At 63.7% G+C, this 20,443-nt stretch carries 21 protein-coding genes and 1 pseudogene (1 of these 22 cut by a window edge); 5 read left to right on the top strand and 17 right to left on the bottom strand.

Translation table 11 applies throughout. The features are described 5' to 3' along the window. Positions 1-10: 10 nt before the first annotated feature. The gene (locus EGH24_RS02985; RefSeq protein ID WP_185903215.1) at positions 11-568 is read right to left on the bottom strand and encodes a DUF2703 domain-containing protein; all 558 of its coding nucleotides are present in this window, start codon (positions 566-568) and stop codon (positions 11-13) included. 140 nt (positions 569-708) lie between these two features. On the opposite strand from EGH24_RS02985, the gene EGH24_RS02980 reads away from it, so the two are divergent. After that, a complete protein-coding gene (locus EGH24_RS02980; RefSeq protein WP_142978678.1) occupies positions 709-1,104 on the top strand; it encodes a winged helix-turn-helix transcriptional regulator in 396 nt (131 codons plus the stop codon). 13 nt (positions 1,105-1,117) lie between these two features. On the opposite strand, the gene EGH24_RS02975 is transcribed toward EGH24_RS02980, so the two are convergent. Next, positions 1,118-3,307: an ATP-dependent DNA helicase gene (locus EGH24_RS02975; protein ID WP_142978677.1), complete on the bottom strand. Its 2,190-nt coding sequence runs from the start codon at positions 3,305-3,307 to the stop codon at positions 1,118-1,120. Positions 3,308-3,449: 142 nt separating this feature from the next. Here EGH24_RS02975 and EGH24_RS02970 point away from each other — a divergent pair, with 142 nt between their 5' ends. Both EGH24_RS02970 and EGH24_RS02965 read left to right on the top strand, forming a co-directional pair. After that, positions 3,450-3,986: a winged helix-turn-helix domain-containing protein gene (locus tag EGH24_RS02970; protein ID WP_142978676.1), complete on the top strand. Its 537-nt coding sequence runs from the start codon at positions 3,450-3,452 to the stop codon at positions 3,984-3,986. Beyond that, positions 3,983-4,432, top strand: coding sequence for a hypothetical protein (locus EGH24_RS02965; RefSeq protein WP_142978675.1), 450 nt, complete (start codon positions 3,983-3,985; stop codon positions 4,430-4,432). The genes EGH24_RS02970 and EGH24_RS02965 overlap by 4 nt, the downstream gene beginning before the upstream one ends. Before the next feature lie 278 nt (positions 4,433-4,710). On the opposite strand, the gene EGH24_RS02960 is transcribed toward EGH24_RS02965, so the two are convergent. From EGH24_RS02960 to EGH24_RS02895, 14 genes are all read right to left on the bottom strand, one after another. Continuing rightward, complete coding sequence (locus EGH24_RS02960; protein WP_142978674.1) at positions 4,711-5,625, bottom strand: hypothetical protein; 915 nt, start codon at positions 5,623-5,625, stop codon at positions 4,711-4,713. A 97-nt stretch (positions 5,626-5,722) separates the two neighbouring features. Continuing rightward, entirely contained in the window at positions 5,723-6,616 is an 894-nt protein-coding gene (gene argF / locus EGH24_RS02955; protein ID WP_142978673.1) for an ornithine carbamoyltransferase, read from the bottom strand. Beyond that, the gene (locus EGH24_RS02950; protein ID WP_142978672.1) at positions 6,613-7,743 is read right to left on the bottom strand and encodes a [LysW]-lysine hydrolase; all 1,131 of its coding nucleotides are present in this window, start codon (positions 7,741-7,743) and stop codon (positions 6,613-6,615) included. The genes argF and EGH24_RS02950 overlap by 4 nt, the downstream gene beginning before the upstream one ends. Continuing rightward, positions 7,743-8,879, bottom strand: coding sequence for an aspartate aminotransferase family protein (locus EGH24_RS02945; protein WP_142978671.1), 1,137 nt, complete (start codon positions 8,877-8,879; stop codon positions 7,743-7,745). Before EGH24_RS02945 ends, EGH24_RS02950 begins: the two co-directional genes overlap by 1 nt. Further along, the gene (locus tag EGH24_RS02940) at positions 8,876-9,841 is read right to left on the bottom strand and encodes an acetylglutamate/acetylaminoadipate kinase (protein ID WP_142978670.1); all 966 of its coding nucleotides are present in this window, start codon (positions 9,839-9,841) and stop codon (positions 8,876-8,878) included. Before EGH24_RS02940 ends, EGH24_RS02945 begins: the two co-directional genes overlap by 4 nt. 16 nt (positions 9,842-9,857) lie before the next feature. Beyond that, positions 9,858-10,901: an N-acetyl-gamma-glutamyl-phosphate reductase gene (gene argC, locus EGH24_RS02935; RefSeq protein ID WP_142978669.1), complete on the bottom strand. Its 1,044-nt coding sequence runs from the start codon at positions 10,899-10,901 to the stop codon at positions 9,858-9,860. After that, complete coding sequence (locus tag EGH24_RS02930) at positions 10,898-11,779, bottom strand: RimK family alpha-L-glutamate ligase (RefSeq protein WP_142978668.1); 882 nt, start codon at positions 11,777-11,779, stop codon at positions 10,898-10,900. Before EGH24_RS02930 ends, argC begins: the two co-directional genes overlap by 4 nt. A 54-nt stretch (positions 11,780-11,833) precedes the next feature. Then, positions 11,834-12,004 carry a lysine biosynthesis protein LysW gene (gene lysW / locus EGH24_RS02925; protein ID WP_142978667.1) on the bottom strand — a complete coding sequence of 57 codons (171 nt, stop codon included), beginning with the start codon at positions 12,002-12,004 and terminating at the stop codon, positions 11,834-11,836. Between the two features lie 198 nt (positions 12,005-12,202). Then, a complete protein-coding gene (argH, locus tag EGH24_RS02920; RefSeq protein WP_142978793.1) occupies positions 12,203-13,690 on the bottom strand; it encodes an argininosuccinate lyase in 1,488 nt (495 codons plus the stop codon). 21 nt (positions 13,691-13,711) lie between these two features. Then, entirely contained in the window at positions 13,712-14,938 is a 1,227-nt protein-coding gene (locus EGH24_RS02915) for an argininosuccinate synthase (RefSeq protein ID WP_142978666.1), read from the bottom strand. Between the two features lie 398 nt (positions 14,939-15,336). Further along, entirely contained in the window at positions 15,337-15,924 is a 588-nt protein-coding gene (locus tag EGH24_RS02910) for a hypothetical protein (RefSeq protein ID WP_142978665.1), read from the bottom strand. Between the two features lie 98 nt (positions 15,925-16,022). Continuing rightward, positions 16,023-16,640, bottom strand: coding sequence for a dolichol kinase (locus tag EGH24_RS02905; RefSeq protein ID WP_142978664.1), 618 nt, complete (start codon positions 16,638-16,640; stop codon positions 16,023-16,025). Positions 16,641-16,671: 31 nt separating this feature from the next. Next, positions 16,672-18,465, bottom strand: coding sequence for a glycine--tRNA ligase (gene glyS, locus EGH24_RS02900; RefSeq protein WP_142978663.1), 1,794 nt, complete (start codon positions 18,463-18,465; stop codon positions 16,672-16,674). Continuing rightward, positions 18,465-19,322, bottom strand: coding sequence for a CBS domain-containing protein (locus EGH24_RS02895; protein ID WP_142978662.1), 858 nt, complete (start codon positions 19,320-19,322; stop codon positions 18,465-18,467). Before EGH24_RS02895 ends, glyS begins: the two co-directional genes overlap by 1 nt. Positions 19,323-19,417: 95 nt before the next feature. On the opposite strand from EGH24_RS02895, the gene EGH24_RS15225 reads away from it, so the two are divergent. Both EGH24_RS15225 and EGH24_RS02890 read left to right on the top strand, forming a co-directional pair. Next, positions 19,418-19,582 (top strand): DUF7556 family protein, encoded by a 165-nt coding sequence (locus tag EGH24_RS15225; RefSeq protein WP_185903214.1) that lies wholly within the window; start codon positions 19,418-19,420, stop codon positions 19,580-19,582. Positions 19,583-19,727: 145 nt separating this feature from the next. Next, positions 19,728-20,012 carry a hypothetical protein gene (locus EGH24_RS02890; protein ID WP_142978661.1) on the top strand — a complete coding sequence of 95 codons (285 nt, stop codon included), beginning with the start codon at positions 19,728-19,730 and terminating at the stop codon, positions 20,010-20,012. Between the two features lie 35 nt (positions 20,013-20,047). Here the strand turns inward: EGH24_RS02890 and EGH24_RS02885 are convergent. Next, positions 20,048-20,443 (bottom strand): annotated as a pseudogene (locus EGH24_RS02885) (DNA polymerase II large subunit); it runs 3,157 nt beyond the window's last position.

The raw sequence follows: 20,443 nt of genomic DNA, 5'->3' as shown, positions 1-20,443 counted from the left end.
ACAGCCCGCCTCAACAGTCACACCCGCCCGCTCCGCTGGCGTCCGCGTCGCCGAAAAACGACGCGACATTCGCTGAGATCCCTTCAGAAGCCTTCTCGCGTGTGATGTCCGACGACGACTGCTCAGGAACCGCAGCCTGGACCAGTGCCGCAACAAGGAACTCGACCGGTGGCGTCGTATGCTCGGTACCGCGGTAGTGCCAGAGCCGACAGTCGATCTCGCCCGGACACGCACAGAGATCGCCACACGATTCGCAGTTGTTTTCGCGGTAGTCCGATTGGATGTCCCGCCCGTTGATGCGGATCGTCGGCGACACGGCCAACTGCGTCGCTTTCGCTGCCGCCAGCGTATCGACGTGAATATCGCGCACAACAACGCTGACATCCAGCGGTTCGAGGATCGGTTCGACCCGCGTGAGTGCGGTTTCGAGCGCTTGTTCAGTCCCGATACATCGCTCGCAGGATTCGTTGTCGAGGTAGAGGAAATCGACGGTAACTGTCTCTCGGGTATACTCCGTCGCCGACGTTTCGACAACCGAAACAGCCGTGCTGTCTGGGAAGGTCTGCATTGTGGTGGTCACTACGTCCGCTCGCCTCATATACTGATCAGTTAACAAACATAAATGTGGTTTCCGTACTGAAACCACCTCTCGGTCGATGGCATGCCGACTACGAACGTATATGCTGCTACAGCGGCTGTTTGTGACGTATGAGCGAATCACAGTGGCAACCGACGTGGCATGGCTTGCACGATCTCCTCGGGCCGAAGTGGACGTTTCACATCCTTCGCGTTCTCTCCGAGGACCCACACGGCTTCAACGCCATCCGGGACAGTCTGGATGGTCTGACCGCGCCGATCCTCTCTCAACGGCTCAAAGAGCTTCGCTGCCATGGCCTCGTTGAGCGAACGGTCGAAGCGACGACACCGCCGACAACGACCTACTCGCTCACTCCAACGGGCACGGAGATCGCCACACAGCTTCGAGAGTTGGAGTCGCTTGTCGAGATTCATGAGCAGCCGACGCGTGACTGCTCGGCCGAGACGACGGACTGTCGGTCGGAAGCACTCGCCGACGGCTGCGTTACGGCAGCGAATCAGTGTTGAGGCACACTGTCGCTCATGGCTCCGGCGGCTGGCCGTCGTAGGCGTCGTGATCGGTGTAGAAGTTCAGCATCGCAAACTTCAGTTTCTCGGGGTTGATGTCGACCAACTCCTCGCGTTCCTCGACCGGGAAGCTCCGACGGACACTGTATTTCCCCATGTCAGCGTTGGTGTACCGCTTGTCGGCGAGAATCCGCACGCCGAAGTCCTCCGGCGAGCGGATGACTCGACCCAATGCCTGCCGGGTCTTGCGGATCGTCGGAATCTCGACGGCGTAGGCCCAGCCGGCGTCGCGCTTCTGGTGTTTCCCCTTGTAGGCGCGCTTGTAGGCGTCCTGGACGGCCTCCATCCGCTCAGAGAGTTTCGGGTACGGGACGCCGATGACGGCGACGGTGCGGGCCTGGTTGCCGTCGAAACTCACACCCTCCGCGAGGGTGCCCCACAGCGACGTGAACAGCGTGGCGTCGTCGCTGGCGACGAACCGCTGGCGGAGGTCTTCGGTTGATTTCCCCGATTCGTCGAGGATGAGCGTTCCGAGCGGCTCGTCGGCACGATTCTCGACGCTGAGCCGGCCGTGGTAGCGTTCGGCCTCCGAATACGAGGGGAAGAACAGCAGGGTGTTGCCTGGCGTAAACCGGATCACGTCCCGGAGGAGATTCGTGATCGTCTCCTGTGTCTCGGGGTCGTCGCGTTCGCTGGAGAAGAGGGCGGGCACCTTGGCCGCGTAGGTCCGGCGGTTGTCCTCGGGATAGGCCAGCCCGTAGGCCATCGTCGCTGGCGAGTCCAGTCCGAGTACGTCCTCGGTCACGTCGAACGGTCGCAGCGTCGCGCTCATCAGGATGCTGGCGTACACGTCGTCGAAGAGGTCCCGCGTTACTTCGCGTGGAATACAGGTATACAGTTCGGCGCGGCCGTAGACGTCGCCGGTCTGTTCGTTCCGGCGGACGCCGGCCATCGGGTGCTGGCCGAGTTCACTGCCCTCCGACATCCAGGTGCTGATGAACTGGGCGACCTGCAGGGTCTGGCACTCCGCTCGCGTCGTCGCCTCGCCCTCCTTGTAGGCGCGTTCGTACTCCTCGTCGAGCGTGCGGCCCAACTGCACCGCGAGTTCGGTTTCGGTGTCGATGCCGCGGCCCTCGTAGAGTCGGAGGAACGCGAGGGTGATCTCATCGCGGGCGTCGGGGTTGGCGACCGAGATGTCCTCCCAGTGGTCGCCGACATTGTCGCGTTCGTAGTCGCTGAGTTCGTCCTCGTAGGCGACGATGAGTGCATCCCGGAACGCCTCAATCACGTTGCGCGCGGGCTCGGCGCGGGAGTCCTCGACGCCAGCGAGTTCTTCGAGTGCTGAATCGAGCGTGGTTTCGGTGAGCGTCTTGGTCGCGTGATCGCGGGCCGCGCCCTCGATGTTGTGGGCCTCGTCGAAGACCGTGATCACGTCGCTGGGNTCGCNGNCGAGCCANCGGAAGAACTGCTCGCGGATNNNCGGNTCGAGCAGNTGNTGGTAGTTNCAGANNACGAGGTCGACGCCTTCCATCCCCTCTTTCAGGAGTTCGTACCCACAGAGGTGCTGTTTGTCGGCGTACTCGTAGATCTCCTCGGGCGTTCGCACGTCGTCGAAGAGCCACGAAAAGAAGTCGTCGGTGTCGGCGGTGAGATTGTTGTAGTAGTAGTCACAGACGTTGCCGCCGCGGAGGTCGTCGAGTTCGTCCTCTAAGTCGTCGAGTTCGTCCATCACCGCGCTGCGGGCTTCGGCCGCGCCGGCCTCGCCCTCCTGGCTCGCCTCCAGCAGTTCCTCTTGGCGGGCGGCCAGTTCCTCGTGGTCGGTTTCGGTGTCGACGAGTTCGCGGGTGGTATCCCGGAGCGTCTGGCACTCCTGGTAGCCAACGTCGATATGGCACATCTCGGCTTTGCCCTTGAAGACGACCGCGCGGATCGGCTCGGTGCGCGTGATCGAACGGGCGTCGTCGACGAACTGCCGCATCTGCTGGTGGACGTTGGTGGTGATGACGACTGTTTTGTCGTGTTCGCGTGCGTGGGCGAGTGCGGGCACGAGCGCGGAGAGGGTCTTCCCGGTGCCCGGCGCGCCCTCGAAGAGCACGTCGCGGGCCTGGCCCAGCGAGTTGGCGATCCGGTCGATAGCCTCACGCTGGTTCGGATACGGCGTCTCGTAGGGGAAGAACCGGAGGTCGTCGTCCGCGGCTGTCACACCTGTTCTTTGGCGGCAACCGATTAAAACATGGGGGCGAATCGGCGTTTCACCCTCTTGAGCGGCTGCTTTCTTCCGCAGCACTAATTCATATATTTGCTTACTCACAAAATATATTGCAACACGCCCCGTAGCAGCAGATATGGATGACTTCGATCCGGCCCCAACGGTTGACGATACGAGCGAGCCACGCCAGCAGTGGCTCGACGACACCGACACCTTCGGCCGGGTCTACGACGTTGTACTCGGTATCACCACGCCGACGCCTGCGGTCGAGATCGCCGAGATCGCCGACTGCTCGCCCAACGCCGCGACCAAACACCTCTCCCGACTGGCAGAGATGGGCGTCGTCAACGCCGACCGCGAGAGCCGTCCTGCCAGATTTGCCCGAAACGACGGCTACCTCGAATGGCAGGAGGCCAGCCGGATCGCCCGCGAGCTATCGGTCGCCGAGATCATCGACCGCGTCGAATCGCTGGAAGCCGAGCGCGACGACTACGAAGAGCGGTTCGGGACGACTGACCCTGCCGAGGTTTCCGTCTTCGATCACGACGACCACGACACGATCCACGAACGTATGAGTGCAGTTAGCGAGTGGCAAGGGCTGATCCGTGATCTGCGGCTCTACGAACTGGCTCGCCAACTGGCCCAAAACGACGGCCACCTGATTCCGGCATGACGCCGCCAGCGGAGCCGCCGGGGAGTTCGACGGGGCCACCGGATCGCCAGGCGTTGCGGCTACTTGAACGTCAGTGTGCCACGACGCCGCTGGTCGCCGACACCGAATTCCAGCCGAGCGCGACCGAGCCGCGCCGCCTGCTGGCGAGGCTCGACACTGACGCGTTTCCCGAGACGGTTGCGGCCGCCCGGCTCGATATCCGGTGGTTCACGACCGGCGACTTCTCGCTACATTACGTCGAAACGACGACTAACGGAGACCAGTGGGAGTGCCGCTGGGATCGACACCCGAACCCGCACAACGCGCGGCTCCATTTTCACCAGCCGCCCGACGCCGAGGCGATTCGGGACCTCTCCGTGGACTCACGCCACCCGCTTGACGTGTACGCGACGGTGTTTGCGGCGATCCAGCAGCGGCTCGCGGCTCGCTGGTCGGATGGGTCGTAATCAGCGACAGAACGCTGGCAGGAACGTAGTATAGAGTGGCCGGTAGTGTTCAGATGAGTGGTGGTGAGCGGGACGTAATGTAGAAAGCCCTCGCCTCTCTCGGCTCCCGCGGCTCGCTGTGCTCCTCACTCGCGTTGCTCGTTGCGGTGCTTGCGTCGCCGGGGTTCGCCGAGAGAGCCTCGCCCTTTCAGTCCGCCAAGGTGGCGGCTGATCGGCCGTCTGACCTACCTACTTGGTTGCTCTTATTCGAACACCGCTTTATGAATGAGGAGAATGTTTTACCAAGGGTCTCCCATCCCTAAGTCTGGGCGGCGATTGAATTCCCATCCATTTTCTGTTATTTCTGCTTCAACCATGTAGTCTGTATCAAAGTGTTCTGATTGTTGGTATTGCTTAGCTCCTTCCGTGATTATACTCGGATCGTCGTTTCCAAACATTCCTTCATACAATTTTGCTGCTGTTTCACGTTCGAATCTTAGCCTTTGTCGCTCTGATATACCAGGAAAAACATATGAAATCCTTAGAAAAACTGATCTTCTAAAACCAACGATATCCTCTTCATATGTATCGTCATCTTCTTTATATATCCTTATGCTTTTCTTTATTCCTTCTACGTCTATCGGTGTTATTGATGCAGCTTTGTCTGGGACGCGAAGATTATAGAGTGCTTCATGTCCCTTTTGATTTGGATGATCCGTTACGGGGTTGGCTCCTACTTGGTACATGATGCTGGGCTGTCCTTCGAGTTCTCCGTTCTTGACGGTGGTGAAGGTGTTTACTAGTCCTGATGCACCAGGGATGAATACATAGATTCGGTTGAGTTGGACTGATGGTTCGCCTGGTTCTTTTTGTGTTAGGTATTCGTTCATTACGTGGAACGTTTGTTCTTCGCCGATTGGCGTGTTTTCTGCGAGCCAGTTTCGTTCCTCCTCCACTGAATCGGTTTCTTCAAGCATTCTGCGGATGTCTTCGGGACTGGTTTCGATACCTCCGGGCAGTGTGTCTACTGGTCCTTCCATTGGACCGTACTCTCGAAGTTTTTCTTCATATTCTCCCAGACCAGCTATAGGAATCGTCAACTCTGGCTCCGACTCGTCAGCTGCTGTCTCGTCTGGTGTCGTCGTGCTCTGTGCCGAACAGCCTGCAAGCACTGTCGCCCCAATGACAGCAATCGCGTCCCGCCGAGTTCTCATATGATTGTTACTTGCGACTGATTGGTTTATATCTGCTGGCGGCTCGGTTCGAATCCGCTACTCGGTTTTTCGTGAACGGTACAAAAAAGCTGAAATCTCAACCGAGCAACTCGACCAGCAGTGCCTTCTGAGCGTGCAGTCGGTTTTCCGCCTGCTCCCACACAATCGAGCGGTCGCTTTCGATGACGCTGTCGGTGATCTCCTCGCCGCGATGGGCCGGCAGGCAGTGCATCACCGTCGCATCGGTGTCGGCCAGCAGCTCGTCGTTGAGTTGGAATCCGTCGAAGGCAGCCAATTTCTCCTCGCGTTCGTCCTCCTCGCCCATGCTGACCCACACATCGGTGTAGATCACGTCCGCGCCGTCGATGGCGGCGTCGGGATCGGTGAACACTTCGGGTGCCTCGCCGAGTTCGGCAGCGCGGTCGATGACGGCGTCGTCCATCGCGTAGTTCGGCGGCGTTGCGACCGCGAGATCGACGCCAGCGAGTGCGCAGCCGACAGCGAACGACTGGCCGACGTTGTTGCCGTCGCCGACCCACGCGACCTGCACGTCCTCAAGGCCGCCGAACTGCTCGCGGATCGTCAGCAGGTCAGCGAGGGTCTGACATGGGTGGGCGTCGTCGGTCAGCCCGTTGATGACGGGCACGTCTGCGTACTCCGCGAGGGTTTCGGCGTCCTCGTGGTCGAAGAGCCGCGCCATGATCCCATCGACGTACCGTCCCATCGCGCGGGCGGTGTCNTTNANCGGCTCGCCGTGGCCGAGNTGGATGTCGTNNGGNCCNANGAANANCGCGTGGCCGCCGAGNTGNGTCATCCCNGTCTCGAAGGAGATGCGGGTGCGCGTNNNCGGCTTCTCGAAGAGCATCCCGAGCGTCTGGTCGGTCAGTCGAGCGTCGTTGTCGCCGGCTTTCAGGTCGGCTGCCAGCGCGAGCAGCGCGTCGAGTTCGTCGGCCGAGACATCGTCGATGTCGAGGAAGTCGTCCGCGTTCATTGTGCTGCCTCCGTGTCGGTCGCTGCCTCGCTGTCGTCGCTCGCCACTTCGTCGCCAACGCCGAGTCGCTCACACACGTCGATCAACACGTCGATGGCGTTGTCGAACTCGTCGAGCGGGAGGTGTTCGTTCGGTGTGTGGTCGAGACTGGAGTCGCCGGGGCCATAGCTCACCATGCCACAGTCCCACTTAGTTGCAAAAACGTTCATGTCGCTGGTGCCGGTTTTCCGGAGGAGGCGCGGATCGCCGCCCTGATCGCGGATCGCCGCCCGGAAGACGCGGGCCAACTCCGTGCGCGGGTTGGTCATCACCGGCGGGATCGACTCCGTCCAGTTGACCGTGCCGATGTCGAGTTCAGCATCCGAGAGTTCGCGCACCTCGTCGGGCGTGCGCTCCGGCGGGACGCGCAACTGGAACTCCATGGTCGCCTCCATCGAGAGGCCGTCGACGGAGACGCCACCTTCGATATCGACGGGTTTCGTCGTCACCTGCTCGAAGACGGGCACCCACTCGTCGGGCTCGAAGATCGTCTCGACGCGATCCCACCAGCTCATCGCGTGCTGGATCGCGTTCAGATCGGGCCGGGAGTGATGCCCTGATTCGCTGGCGGCGACGTAGGTGCCCTCAAGGAGGCCCCGGTAGCCCAGCGTGATCCCGCCCCAGCCGGAGGGTTCGCCGTTGATGATGAGGTCGGGTGAATCGCGGTGGTCAGTCAGGTACCACGCGCCACGGGAGGTGGATTCCTCGCCGACGACGCCGACAAAGGACGCGCCGGTTTCGACCGCCGCAATCGCCATCGACGCCAGCGACCCTGTCGCGTCGACGCTGCCGCGCCCCCAGAGTTCGGGGCCGTCCTCGCCGTCTTTGATCTCGACGGGAATCTCGCCGGGAACGGTGTCGATGTGCGACGTGAGGAGGACAGTGTCGTCGCCGGGCGCGCGCACGTTGCCGATGTCGTCGATCCAGACCTCGCGGTCGTGGGCCTCGAAAAAGCCTGCCAGCCGTTCGGCTGCCGCTGTCTCCTCGCCCGACACCGAGGGGATCGACACCAACTCGGTGAGGAGTTGGCGGCCCTCAGTGTCGATAGCGGAATGCTCTAATGCGGGGTGGGTTGATTCGACAGCCATCAGTCCAGTGCCTCCGTGAGCGCGTCGACGACGGTGTCGACGTGTGTTTCGTCAATGGTGAGCGGAGGCAAAAATCGGACGACCGTTCGGCCCGCCGGCAGCGCGAGAATCTGGTGATTGATCGCCAGATCGCGCAGCACGCGGTTCGCGCCGCGTTTCACCTCGACGCCGATCATCAGCCCGTTGCCGCGCACGTCGCGGACGCCGAGGTCGTGTTCCTCGGCAGCGGCCTCGATTTCGTCCATCATGTACTCGCCGATTTCGCCGGCGTGAGCGGGAACCTCTTCATCCATCAGCGTTTCCAGCGTCGCGTTCGCGGCTGCCGAAACGACCGGCCCGCCGGAGAACGTCGAGCCGTGGTCGCCGCTCTCCTCGGCGATCCACTCTTTGCAGAGCGTCGCGCCGAGCGGCATCCCGTTGGCGATGCCTTTCGCCGTCGTCAGCATGTCGGGGACAACGCCGGCCTGTTCGCAGGCCCACAGCGTCCCGGTGCGGCCGACGCCGGTCTGGATCTCGTCGAAGACGAGCGCGGCACCCGCGTCCTCCGTGACTTCGCGGGCAGCCTCCAGATACTCGACTGTCGCGGGGTGGATGCCGCCCTCGCCTTGGACGGGTTCGAGGAAGACGGCCGCCGTCTCGTCGTCAACGACTTCAGCGAGTTCGTCCTCGTCGCCGTAGGTCACGAATTCGATGCCGCCGGCCAACGGCTCGAACGGTTTCTTGTATTTTTGCTTCCACGTCATCGCCAGCGCGCCCATCGTCCGCCCGTGGAAGGCGCGCNTGGTGGCGACGANCTTCTGGNTCCCNGTCGCGNNGCGGGCGAACTTCANCGCCGCCTCGTTNGCCTCNGTGCCGGAGTTACAGAGCCANACNTTGNNNANGTCGCCCGGCGCGAGATCGGCGAGTCGCTCGTAGAGTTCGGTGCGGACATCGACCGGGTACGAGGCCTGGACGTAGGTCAGCGTCTCGGCCTGGTCCTGAATCGCCTCGGTCACGGCAGGGTGGCTGTGACCGAGCGGCGCGACCGCGTAGCTCGCGCCGAAATCCAGGTATTCGGTGTCGTCCTCGCTGTAGAGGTACGGGCCGTCGCCGCGCTCGATGTCGATGGGTTTCTCCGAGAAGACGAAGCCACTCATTGGGTGATCTCTCCGTTGTCAGCTAGCGCACTCGCTTTGATCGTCGTGCCCGCGCCGTCGAGCGCGCTACTGACCGGCGCGTCGCGGTTGGCGTCGCCGACGTGAACCGCCGGCGCGCCACCCTCCAGTGCCTCGGTCGCGGCCATCACTTTCTTCGTCATGAACCCCTCCGCGGCGTCTTTGACCGACTCTAACTCCTCAGGTGTTGCTGCCGAGTCGATGAGCGTTTCGGGGTCGTCGGGGTCGGCGTAGATACCCGCCACATCGGTCAACACCACGAGTTCCGCTCCGAGCGCGCCAGCGACCGCGGCCGCCGAGCGGTCGGCGTCGGCGTTGACCGGCAGCACCTCGTCGTCGTCCTCGCCGAGCATCGGCACGCTCACGACCGGCGTGTAGCCGTCGGCGAGCAGTGTGGCCAGGAGGTCGCTGTTCACGTCGGTAATCTTCCCCGAGTGATCGCCGCGCTTGATCTTCTTTTTGCCGTCTTCGAGCACCCGAACCGCCGACTTGCGGGGACCGGTCAGCAACCCGCCATCGACGCCCGACAGGCCGACGGCATCAACGCCGGCGTTGCGGAACAGCGTCGTCAACTCGGTGTTGAGTTTGCCGGCCATCACCATGGCGAAGACTTCCATCGTCTCTTCGTCGGTGAATCGGCCGGTGACGCCGCCAGGCGTTTCGACGTACGTGGGTTCGATGTCCATGCGTTCGAGCGTATCATCGACGGCGGTCGAGCCGCCGTGAACGACGACGACCTCGCGGCCCGATTCGACGAGGGCGGCGATGTCGTCGACCGCGCCTTCGGGATCGACGGCGTTCGCACCGCCGATCTTGACGACGACCGGCGGCTGGCCGCCGTCGGCTCGGAGTCGCCGCTGCCGTGCGTCTGTGTGGGTCTGCGAATGATCAGCCGCGTGGTGCTGGCGACGACGAGCGCGTGTCTGTGAATCGTGTTCTGTCATAAGCAACCACTCCGTGTCAGGGCGCGCCGACCGGGTGGAGGCCCTGAAAGTCGAGGCCGGCCGTCTCGTCGAGGCCGAGAGCGATGTTGGTACCGTGGATCGCCTGGCCGGCCGAGCCCTTCATCATGTTGTCAATNGCCGAGAAGNCGACNANNCGCCNGTTNNNNGGGTCGAGTTCGAACCCGACCTCCGCGTAGTTCGAGCCCGCGACCGCCTTCGGCTCGGGGTAGCGGTAGACGCCACCGCCGCCGCCGGCCATGCGGACGAACGGCTCCTCGTCGTANNNNTCGCGGTAGGCNCTCCANAGGTCNCCCTTCGAGACGGGCTCGCCAGGGAAGACGTGGCAGGTCGCCGACGAGCCGCGGGTCATATCGACCGCGTGGACGGTGAACGACAGCGAGACGCCGAGGAACTGCTCGATTTCGGCCTCGTGGCGGTGGCCCGCCGGCGCGTACGGGCGAACGACGCCGGAGCGTTCGGGATGGCTTGAGGCGTCGCCGCCGCCCGCGCCGCCCTCCGAGGAGCCGACCTTCACGTCAGCGACGATCTGCTCGTCGCCCGAGAGGATGCCAGCATCAAAAAGCGGCTTGAGGCCGAGGATCGTCGAGGCGGCGTTGCAGCCGCCGCTGGCGATGAGGCCTGCGCCAGGCAACTCCTCGCGGGTCAACTCGGGGAGGGCGTAGACGCTCTTATCGAGGTATTCGGGCGCGCTGTGGCCGTCGTACCACTCCTCGTACTGTTCGGCCGTGTTGAGCCGGAAATCCGCCGAGAGGTCGACGACGGTGTCGGCGTGCTCGTCAAACTCGTCGATCTGTTCCATCGAGACGCCGTGCGGTGTCGCCGCAAACAGCACATCCACTGATTCGAGGTCGTCGGGCGAACTGAAGCGGAGGTCGAGTTCGCGGAGGTTCGGATGCGAGTAGCCGACGGTCTTGTTTGCCTTCGAGCGACTGGTCGCCTGCTTGATCTCGAAGTTGGGGTGGCCGGCGAGCAGGCGGAGCAGTTCGCCGCCCGTGAACCCGGTGCCGCCGACGACACTGGCGGTGTAGGTTTCGCTCATTGCGTCGCCTCCGGCGTTGCCTCGCTCGCTTTCGTTTCCAGCCAGTCGACGACGGTGGCCGGCACGTCGACATCGACACAGCCGTTGAGGGCTTTGAACTCGACAGTGTGGTTGATTTCGTGGACGGTGTATTCGCCGCTTTCTTCGCCGCCAACCTCCATCAGGTCGACGCCAAGCAGGCCGCCGCCGACCGCGTCGCTGGCTTTCTCGACGAGGTCAAGTGCGGTATCGTCAAGCTCGAATCCCGCTGTGTCACCGCCTTTCGCGGCGTTGGTCAGCCAGTGNTCNGANNNNCNGGNCATCGCNGCGACNGGCTCGCCGTCCGTCGCGAGCACGCGGATGTCGCGGCCCGGTTTCTCGACGAACTCCTGGACGTAGAACACCTTGTGTTCGTAGTGGCCCAGCGTCTCCTTGTGTTCGAGGATGGCNTCGGCNGCNNTNNNGGAGTCGATCTTNGCCATCAGNCGNCCCCACGAGCCGACGACGGGCTTGAGGACGCAGGGGTAGCCGAAGGACTCGATGGCATCCATCGCCGCATCGACGGTGAAGGCGACTTTCGTTTCGGGGGTCGGCACGCCCGCGGCATCGAGCGCGAGACTGTTTTTGACCTTGTCGGCACATACGTCGGCCGTTTCGGGGCTGTTGATGACTGGGATCCCGTAGTGGTCGATGAAGCGCGTCGCGTACAGCGACCGGCTGGTCGACAGACAGCGGTCGACGACGAGATCGAGGTCGTCGACATCGGCGGTCGTCCCGTCGAGGCCGAACTGGTGTTTCCGCACGTCGATCTTTTCGATCTCGTGGTCGCGGTCGCGCAGCTCGTTGAGCAACAGCTTCTCGTCTTGGCGAATCCGCGAGTAGAGGATCCCGATGTTCATTGTATGCTGGTGAAACGGCCGATCGACACGGCTGCCGCGGGCGTCGCAGCCACCTTACTCGCCCCAGTCCTCTTCGAGTTCCGGGGCCGTGTCGAGTTCCGCCGGGTCGACGGCGATAACTTCGAGTTCGGCACCACAGGTGCCGCAGTCGAGGATCTCTCCGACTTCGAGGTCGTCGTGCAGGGAGACGCCCGCCCCGCATTCCGGACAATCTGCGTCTGACATGAGTGTACGCAGGCGTTCCCGACGTATATACTTAAACACATCGAACTTGTTGGAAATTTTATATTATTCGGCGTGGCCACTCTCGGCGGCTGCGGGCGTGTTGACGGCGTAACGAAATTCTCGGCTGAATTTCATATCAGATAGATGCCCCCAAACGGGGGTCGCCGGAGCCGGACCAGCGGCTGTCGACGCCGCAGTTCACACATAGCGATCGACCTCCCGCTGCAGCCGCTCGGCGGCCGCTGACAGCGTCTCGCGGCGCGTCGCAAGCGCGTCGCTGTCGGTCGTCACGGCCTCGCTTGCCGTTTTTATCGACACCTCGACGACGGCGGGCGCGGGCCCGCCGACCGAATCGCGGCTTGCCACGCTTTCGGCCGGATCGAGTGCCGACTCGACGCTCTCCTCGTCGACGTACTCGAACAGCGACTCTCCCAGCACGTCTTCGGCGGCCGCGTCGAGCACGGCGGCGGTCACGCCGTCATCGCTGTGTTCGGTTTCCTCGGCTGCCAGTGCGACGACCTCGTGGGCCGTCCGGAACGGCAAGCCCGCCATTGCCAGCTGGTCGGCGATGCCGGTCGCCGTCGCAAAGCCGGCTCCGGCTTCGTCAGCCAACAACTCGGCGTTCCAGTCGGCGGTCGCAACCGCGCCCGCGGCAATCGACGACGCCTCGACGACGGCGTCGACTGCGCGGAACGTGTGCGGATGGGCGCGCTGGAGGTCGCGGTTGTACGCNCGNGGCAGCCCCTTCAGCGTCGTCAACAGCCCCGTCANCTCGCCGGTCGCNTCACCGGCGACCGCCCGCGTCAACTCCAGCGTATCGGGGTTCTTCTTTTGCGGCATGATCGAGGAGGTCGAACTGTAGTCGTCCGACAGATCGATATAACCCTTGTTGGCGAAGACGACGATGTCCTCGGCGAGCCCCGACAGCGTGGTCGCGTGGATCGCCAGCGCGGCGGTCGCCTCCCCGAGGAAGTCCCGCGCTGAGGCAGCGTCCATCGAGTTCTCAACGATGCGGTCGAAGCCGAGCAACTCGGCCGTGCGCTCGCGGTCGATATCGAACGGCGTGCCCGCGAAGGCCGCCCCGCCGAGCGGCGAGGCGTTCGTGCGGTCGTAGGCGTCGAGCAAGCGCGCGGTGTCGCGGCCGACGGCGGCCGCGTACGACGAGAGATAGTGGCCGACCGTGATCGGCTGGGCCGGCTGGAGATGCGTGTAGCCGGGCATCACCGTCTCGGTGTGGTCGGCCGCGGCCTCCAGCAGCGATTCGCGCAGCGCGAGCGTCGTCTCGATGGCGTCCAGCAAATCCTCGCGNAGGCGGTNGCGNANNCAGGTCGCCACCTCGTCGTTGCGCGACCGCGCGGTGTGCATCTTCCCGCCGACGGGGCCGACCCGGTCAATGACTGCCGTCTCGATGGCCGCGTGGACGTCCTCGCCGTCGGGTAGTTCGCCGTGGCCGGCCGCTTCGACGTCNGCGAGNGCGNCNAGNATNTCGCCNGCCNCGTCGTCNNCGANGATTCCCTGTTCGGCGAGCATNACGACGTGCGCGCGATCAACCGCGAGGTCGGCGTCGAAAATCCGGCTGTCACCGGCGAGACTCGACAAGAATTCGCGGGCGGGGCCGCCGCTGAAGCGGTCACGGCGGACGACCGTCTCGTCGTCCGCGTCGTTCGGATCAGCCGCGCCGTCCATCGGGTCGTCGCCCATGTTTGCTTACTCGTCGCTATCGTCGCCGTCAGTCGCCCCGCGTTTCGCCTCGGCGGCGCGTTTGGCTTCGGCGGCGATGCGGTCCTGATAGCCGTGGTACTTGGCGACGCCGGTCGCGTCAGCCTGCGTGATGTCGCCGACTTTCTCGGTGTTGAAGGAGGCAGCATCGGCGGAGTACACCGCATAATCGCTGTCGCGGCCGACGACGCGGGCTTGGCCGCCCTCGAAGCGGATCGTCACCGTGCCGGTGACTTTCGTCTGGGTCTCCTCGATGAAGCCCTCCAGGGCGGCGACGAGCGGGCCGTCGACGAGGCCCTCGTAGCCTTTCTGGCTCCACTCGGCGTCGACTTGGCGTTTGAAATCGCGNTCCTCCTTCGTGAGNACGAGNNCNTCGAGNCCTTNGTGGGCGTTCAGAAGCGTCGTCGCGGCGGGGTGTTCGTAGTTCTCGCGCACTTTCAGCCCGAGCATGCGGTCCTCCATCNNGTCNGTNCGGCCGACGCCGTANGAGCCNGCGAGTTCGTTGAGTTCTTCGATGAGTTCGATTGGCTCCATCTCCTCGCCGTTCAGCGAGACGGGATAGCCGTTCTCGAAGCCGAGTTCGATCTCCTCGCCGAACCCGCTCGGCGGCGTCGTCCACTCGTAAATCTCCTCGCCCGGCACGTGGTCGGGCTCTTCGAGATCGCCNCCCTCGANGGAGCGNNNCCAGAGNTTNGTGTCGATNGACCANNNNCCCTCGTTGCCGGCCTCGACGGGGAGGTTACGCTCGGCGGCGTACTCNNTCTCCCANTCGCGGGTNANNCCNANCTCGCGNACNGGNGCGATGACNTCGAGATCGGAGGCACGCCAGATGGCTTCGAAGCGGAGTTGGTCGTTGCCCTTGCCGGTACAGCCGTGAGCGATGCCGTCGCAGCCTTCCTCCTCGGCGACACGGAGGATTGCTTTGGCGATCACCGGACGTGCGAGGGCCGTCCCGAGTGGGTAGCCCTGATAGTCGGCGTTGGCGCGGACGGCGTCGAAACAGAGGTCGGCGAACTCGGCCTTGGCGTCGACGACGTGGTGGTCGAGGTCGAGTGCCTCGGCGGTCTCCCGGGCCTCTTCGAACTCGTCGTCCGGCTGGCCGACGTCGACGGTGACGCCGATCACTTCGTCGTACCCGTACTCCTCTTCGAGAACCGGCACGCAGACGGTCGTATCGAGTCCGCCGCTGAACGCCAGTGCCACGCGGTTTGTCATTACTCCCACCAAACGGGGAGTGGGCCTTAAATTCAGTGATTTACAAATCCGAAAATAGCCGCAGAGACGGCTCTATACGGTCGAAAAGAGGGTTTCACGGAACGAAACAGCGACGGTCGAACCAGAACCGAGGCCTACCGGCCCGACCGTCGAAACGAGGCGGAGCCGCCGGCCGGCCCCGCTCGCGGTAGTCGCCGCAGCCGCCGCTGGCCGACGACAGGCGAATCCGAGCGACGGTCGGCTGCCATTACCGTTTCCTTGGTGGTCGGCTACAAAACGATTTCGTGATCGCCGATACTGTGTGCATTGGTCTCGTTCGACATGAAATGAGGGAGCCCACGCCTGCAGCACCGCGCAAGCTTCCGATCGCAACGCACAGCGTTCCAACCCGAGCCGGCTTATTCCAGCGTCAGTGAGAAGCCCCACGTTGCCGACGCCTCCTGGGCTGCCTCGTCGTCAACGATCGAAACCGTCGTTTCGAAGCTGTACTCCCCGACTGGCAGACAGCCGTCGGCGTCCTGCGTTGCATAGAGATCGACATCCCGGCTCTGGGACTCGCCGGCCGCAAGCTCGAACGTGCGGTACTCCTCGGTGATCGCAATCCCGTCGGTGAGCCGCCAGCAGTCTGGTTCGACCGGGTATTCATCCGGCGACGCGGCCGGCAGCAGCGTCAACAGCCCGTCGGTGTCGTTCACGTACTCGAAGTGGACGGCCCGTCCCTCGCCGACCTGTACCGGCTCGTCGCTCGTGTTCGTGAGCGTCGTGCGGAGCCGCGGCGGCTGCTCGGCCGTGGCCGCATCGCGGACCAGTTCGACAGCAACGTCAATCGGGATGTCGAGGTCGTCGGTAACTGACGCGATGCTGACGCCCGGACCACCGGTTCCCGTGGGGCGTGTCTCATCGTCGTCGCCACCGATACAGCCGGCAAGGCCGACCAGCAGGGCAGTGCCGAGGCTTCCGTGGAGGTATCGTCGTCGTGACTGCATACCGCTAGCAGGCAGCCGAGGATTGTAATCTTTCCTACCAGTTCCCTCCAATGATTGTGTCAGTTTTCATTTAGTTCTGCGCAGAACGAGTGGCGGATTCACAGCCAGATCGGATCGAAGCCAACGTCGACGCCGAACAGCCAGAACGTCCCGACGATCCCAACGGCCGCCGCGGGCGGAATCGTGAGGTTGTCGTCGACGCCGACGCCGCCGATCACCGGTTTGATCCCGTCGGCGATCGCGCCGAAGCCTGCGCCGACGACGGCCGCGGCGACGCCGACTGTGGGATTGCTACCAGCGACGGTGAACGGGACGGCCAACAGCAAACAGACGCCGAACGTCGCGGCGACGACGGCGGGTCGTTTGTGCTCGTCGGCTGCGTTGTCGCCGAGGATTCCGCTCACTGGATCGCCGAGAATCAACATCAACATCGCCGGGATCGTCACCGCCGGGCTGAACAGCACGGCGACGGCGGTCATACTCAGCATGTAGAGCGCGTAGCCGGCGACCGAGTGCTGTTCGTACGGGCGGGTGATTTCGTCGTAGAGCCAGTGGTTGAGACCGACGACCAGCCGGAGGAACTCCAGCGTGAAGACGATCCCCGTCACGACGAGCATGAAGTACCGGAGTTCGGTCCACGTGACGATCTCGAGCAGGTAGATCACTGGCATCCCGACGCCGCTGGCATGGATCGCCCGCCGGCCGTACTCGCTCATGGCTGGCCCGTCGGTACTGGCCGTCGCAGCATCATTCGGTCGTCACGTCGGTTTCGACGCGCTCGTAGCGATCCTGCAGGTCGGCGAACTCGCGGTCGCCGTCGAAGACGGCTTCCAGTTCGGCTGCGAGGTCAGCGACCGGTAGCCGGAGTTGGGCCGCCGAATCGCGCTCTCGCAGGGTGACTGTCGTCTCGTCGTCGCCCTCCAATCCGTCCTGATCGACGGTCACACAGAACGGCGTACCGACCTCGTCCTGTCGGCGGTATCGCCGGCCGATCGAGCCCGAGTCGTCGTAGCTGACCGAGATGCCGGCCGCCCGGAGTTCGTCGGCGAGGTCGTTGGCAACGTCGATGAGAGCATCGTCGTTGCTGACCAGCGGGAAGACGGCCACGTCGGTCGGCGCGATTTCCGGTGCCAACGAGAGGTAGGTGCGTGTCTCGTCGTCGAGGGCGTCCTCGCTGTAGGCGTGTTCGAGCAGCGTATAGACCGTCCGGCCGACACCGAAGGAGGGTTCGACGACGTGCGGCGTGATGTGCTCGCCGTTTTCGGTCTGCGTTTCGATCGAAAAGTTTGCGACCTCGGTGTCAACGGTGTAGCTCTCGCCCTCGGCTTCGACGGTAACTTCGTCGCCGTCGAAGGCGTCGGGGTCGTCGTCGGCGAGGTCCTGCAGGGCGTCGGCGACGTCGCCGGCCGCGCCGCCGAACTCGGGGCCGAGCGCGGCCATGTTTGGATCGACGGTCGCCGTTTCGACCGTTTTCGGCTCGTCGTAGCGTTTGAAGATCGTGAACCGATCCTCGGAGTACTCGCCGTGTTTCCGGAGGTCGTAATCGCCGCGGTAGGCGAAGCCGGCGATCTCGATCCAGTTGCCGTTCACTTCGCTTTCGGCGTCCCAACAGTCAGCGGCATAGTGGGCGCGCTCNCCGGTGAGATGNTGGCGGNACCGGAACCGGTCCATGTCGACGCCGACGCGCTCGTACCACCCTTGGGCGACGCCGAGGAAGTAGGCGACCCACGGCGAGGTGATGATTTCTTCCTCGACTGCGTCGCCAATCGTCGTTTCGATGTAGTCGCCATCGTCGGCGTTCTGTTCGCTGGCGGGGTAGAGCGTGACTTCCACGTCTTCGACATCTTCCAGCGGCGGTTCGTCCTCCTCGGGATCGATGAACTGCTCCAGTTCGGCCTGTGTGAACTCCCGGACGCGGATGATCCCGCGCCGCGGGCTGATCTCGTTGCGGTAGGCCGGGCCGATCTGGGTGATGCCGAAGGGGAGTTGCCCGCGAGCGTATTCCTTCAGGCGGGGGAACTCGACGAAGATCCCCTGTGCCGTCTCGGGTCGCAGATACCCGGGCTGGCCCGCGCCGGGGCCGATCGAGGTTTCGAACATGAGGTTGAAATCCTCGACCGGTTCGCCAGCGAGGTCGGCACCACAGGTCGGACACGCGAGGTCGTGGTCGCTGATGAGTTCCTCAACCGTTTCGACGCCGAGGGCTTCGGCATCCTCGATATCCTCGACGGCGTCTTCGATCAGGTGGTCGGCGCGGTGGCTCTCGCCGCACTCCGCACACTCGATGAGCATATCGTCGAAGCCGTCGAGATGCCCCGATGCCTCGAAAACCGCTTCGGGCATCACGGTCGGGGCTTCGATTTCCTCGTTGCCGAGCCGGAGGGTGAACTGCTCGCGCCACGCCGCCTCGACGTTGCGTTTGAGGGCCGCGCCCTCAGGGCCGAAGGTGTAGAAGCCCGCCGTCCCGCCGTAGGCCTCGTTGGAGCCGAAGAAGAAGCCACGGCGTTTGGCGAGTTCGGTGAGATCCTGTTGGCTGGCCATCAGAGCCCCTCCAGCAGGTCGATATCGCGGACGATGCCGATCAGTTCACCACCCGAAACGAGCGGGATCTGTTCGATCTCGTTGGTGATCATCGTCTGGGCCGCGTCGGTCGCGGTTTTCGTCTTGCCGATGGTGATCACGTCGTCGGTCATGATCTCGGCGACCGGTTCGGCCGGGATCTCGACGTTGCGGGTCGGGAAGTAGCTGTTTCCGACGGCCTTGATACCTTCCCATGCCCACTCGGAATCCTGCTCGGCGATGGACTCGCCGGTGTCGTCCTCGCCCTCGACGACGCGGGCGATTTCGACGATATCGACCTCGGTGAGCATCCCCGTCATCTCGCCCTCGTCGTCGAGGACGACCGTGTAGGGGACGTTGGCGTAGTAGATCTCGCGTTCGGCGACAGTGAGTGGGGTCCCGACGTAGGTGGTGTTGACATCCGGCGTCGCCAACTCGCCGACCGGCGTGTCGCCGTCGATGTGCTCGCGGGCGATGGCGCGCACGATGTCGGTGACGGTGATGATGCCGTCGAGTTCGTCGTCGTCCGTGGGGTCGACGACCGGCACGCGGCGGGCGTTGTGTTCGACCATGTGGGCGGCCGCATCGAGGATGTCGGTCTCGGGCGTGAGCGTGTCGACTTCCTCGGCCAGCAGGGCGAGTTGGTCTTCGTCGGGGTTCTCGATCAGCGTATCCCGGGAGACGATCCCGCGGTAGACGTCGATCCCGTCGACGTTCTTGGTCACTGGGACCGACGAGAAGCCGTGGTCTTGTAGGTACGTGAGCACGTCGTCGCGGGTGCCGGGCAGCTCGACTGTCACCAGCTCCCCCCGTGGCGTCATCGCATCGGCTACGTTCATACACCGGGCTACCGTCGGCCAGCCGCTTGTATCATTCGGACCCCGGGTGCAGGGGATTCGACATGATTAAATACCTGAGCGTGTGACGTATCCCCATGACACAGGACCACACACCTGTTGGGGATTCGGAGGCCGAAGTCATGGCTGCCGTCGACGACGCGTCGAGCCGCCCCGCATACGTCATTGCGGATATCAGCCGTGACGAAGCGTGGCTCTCCGTCCGTGAACGCGACGCACTGGTCCTGAACGAGTGGTGTTGAGTCCGCGCTGTCCGGACTCGCGGCCGACTGTTTTTTATTGACCCCGTAGCAGCGGTACAGCCGCGCTGCTGTACTGCGCACTCGATTTGTTAGATATGTGAACGAAACCCATGCAATCAAAATCCCCCACCGACTACACGCGGGTATGCCGAAGGATATCTCGGATCCGACTGAAACCCGGCGGTTCGAAAACGGGAAAGTCATCGAGATCAAGGTCGACGGCGACATCGTAATGCGAATCGAACGGCAAAACGAGATCTTCACGTCGCCGATCGAGGACGCCGGGATCTGGGCCGCGCTCTCGGGGATCATCGACTCGATCGACGAGACGCTCGACGACAAACTCGATACCGACCCCCACGAGGTGCTTGAGGAACACGAAGTCGAAATCCGAGCCGGCCACGCTGGCGACTGGGATCGGATCAACTGACCGCCCGCGCGACGCTGCACCCCCGCGTCGCGGACCTACATGAAGTCCGCAATACCGCTCTGTTTGTTCTTGTCGTTCTCGAAGATCGACTCCAGCGACCGATTCAGGATCCGGAGCCGCTGTTTCGTGTACTCTCGGCAGCCGAANNNNTCGGCGACNNNNATGGCNNNNTCCATGTACTTGTTCACCGACCCCTCGTGGACGGTGAGGTTCACCCGACCTCCACAGTCGCGGCAGTCGCCCGTCAGCGGCATCCGGCGGTACTTCTCCCCGCAGTCGAGACAGCGGGTCTCCTGTCTCGAAAAGGCCCGGAGGTTACCGATGAGGTCCGGCAGGAAGTGGTACTCGATGACGCGTTCCGCCACGTCCGTCTCGTCGACGGCGCGCAGCTTCCGTGACAGCTCGAGCTGGGCGTCCATCTTGTCCATCAT

This window comes from Halonotius terrestris, from assembly GCF_006861665.1.
Taxonomy (GTDB): Archaea; Halobacteriota; Halobacteria; order Halobacteriales; family Haloferacaceae; genus Halonotius; species Halonotius terrestris.
This window is presented reverse-complemented; position numbering and strand designations above follow the sequence as displayed.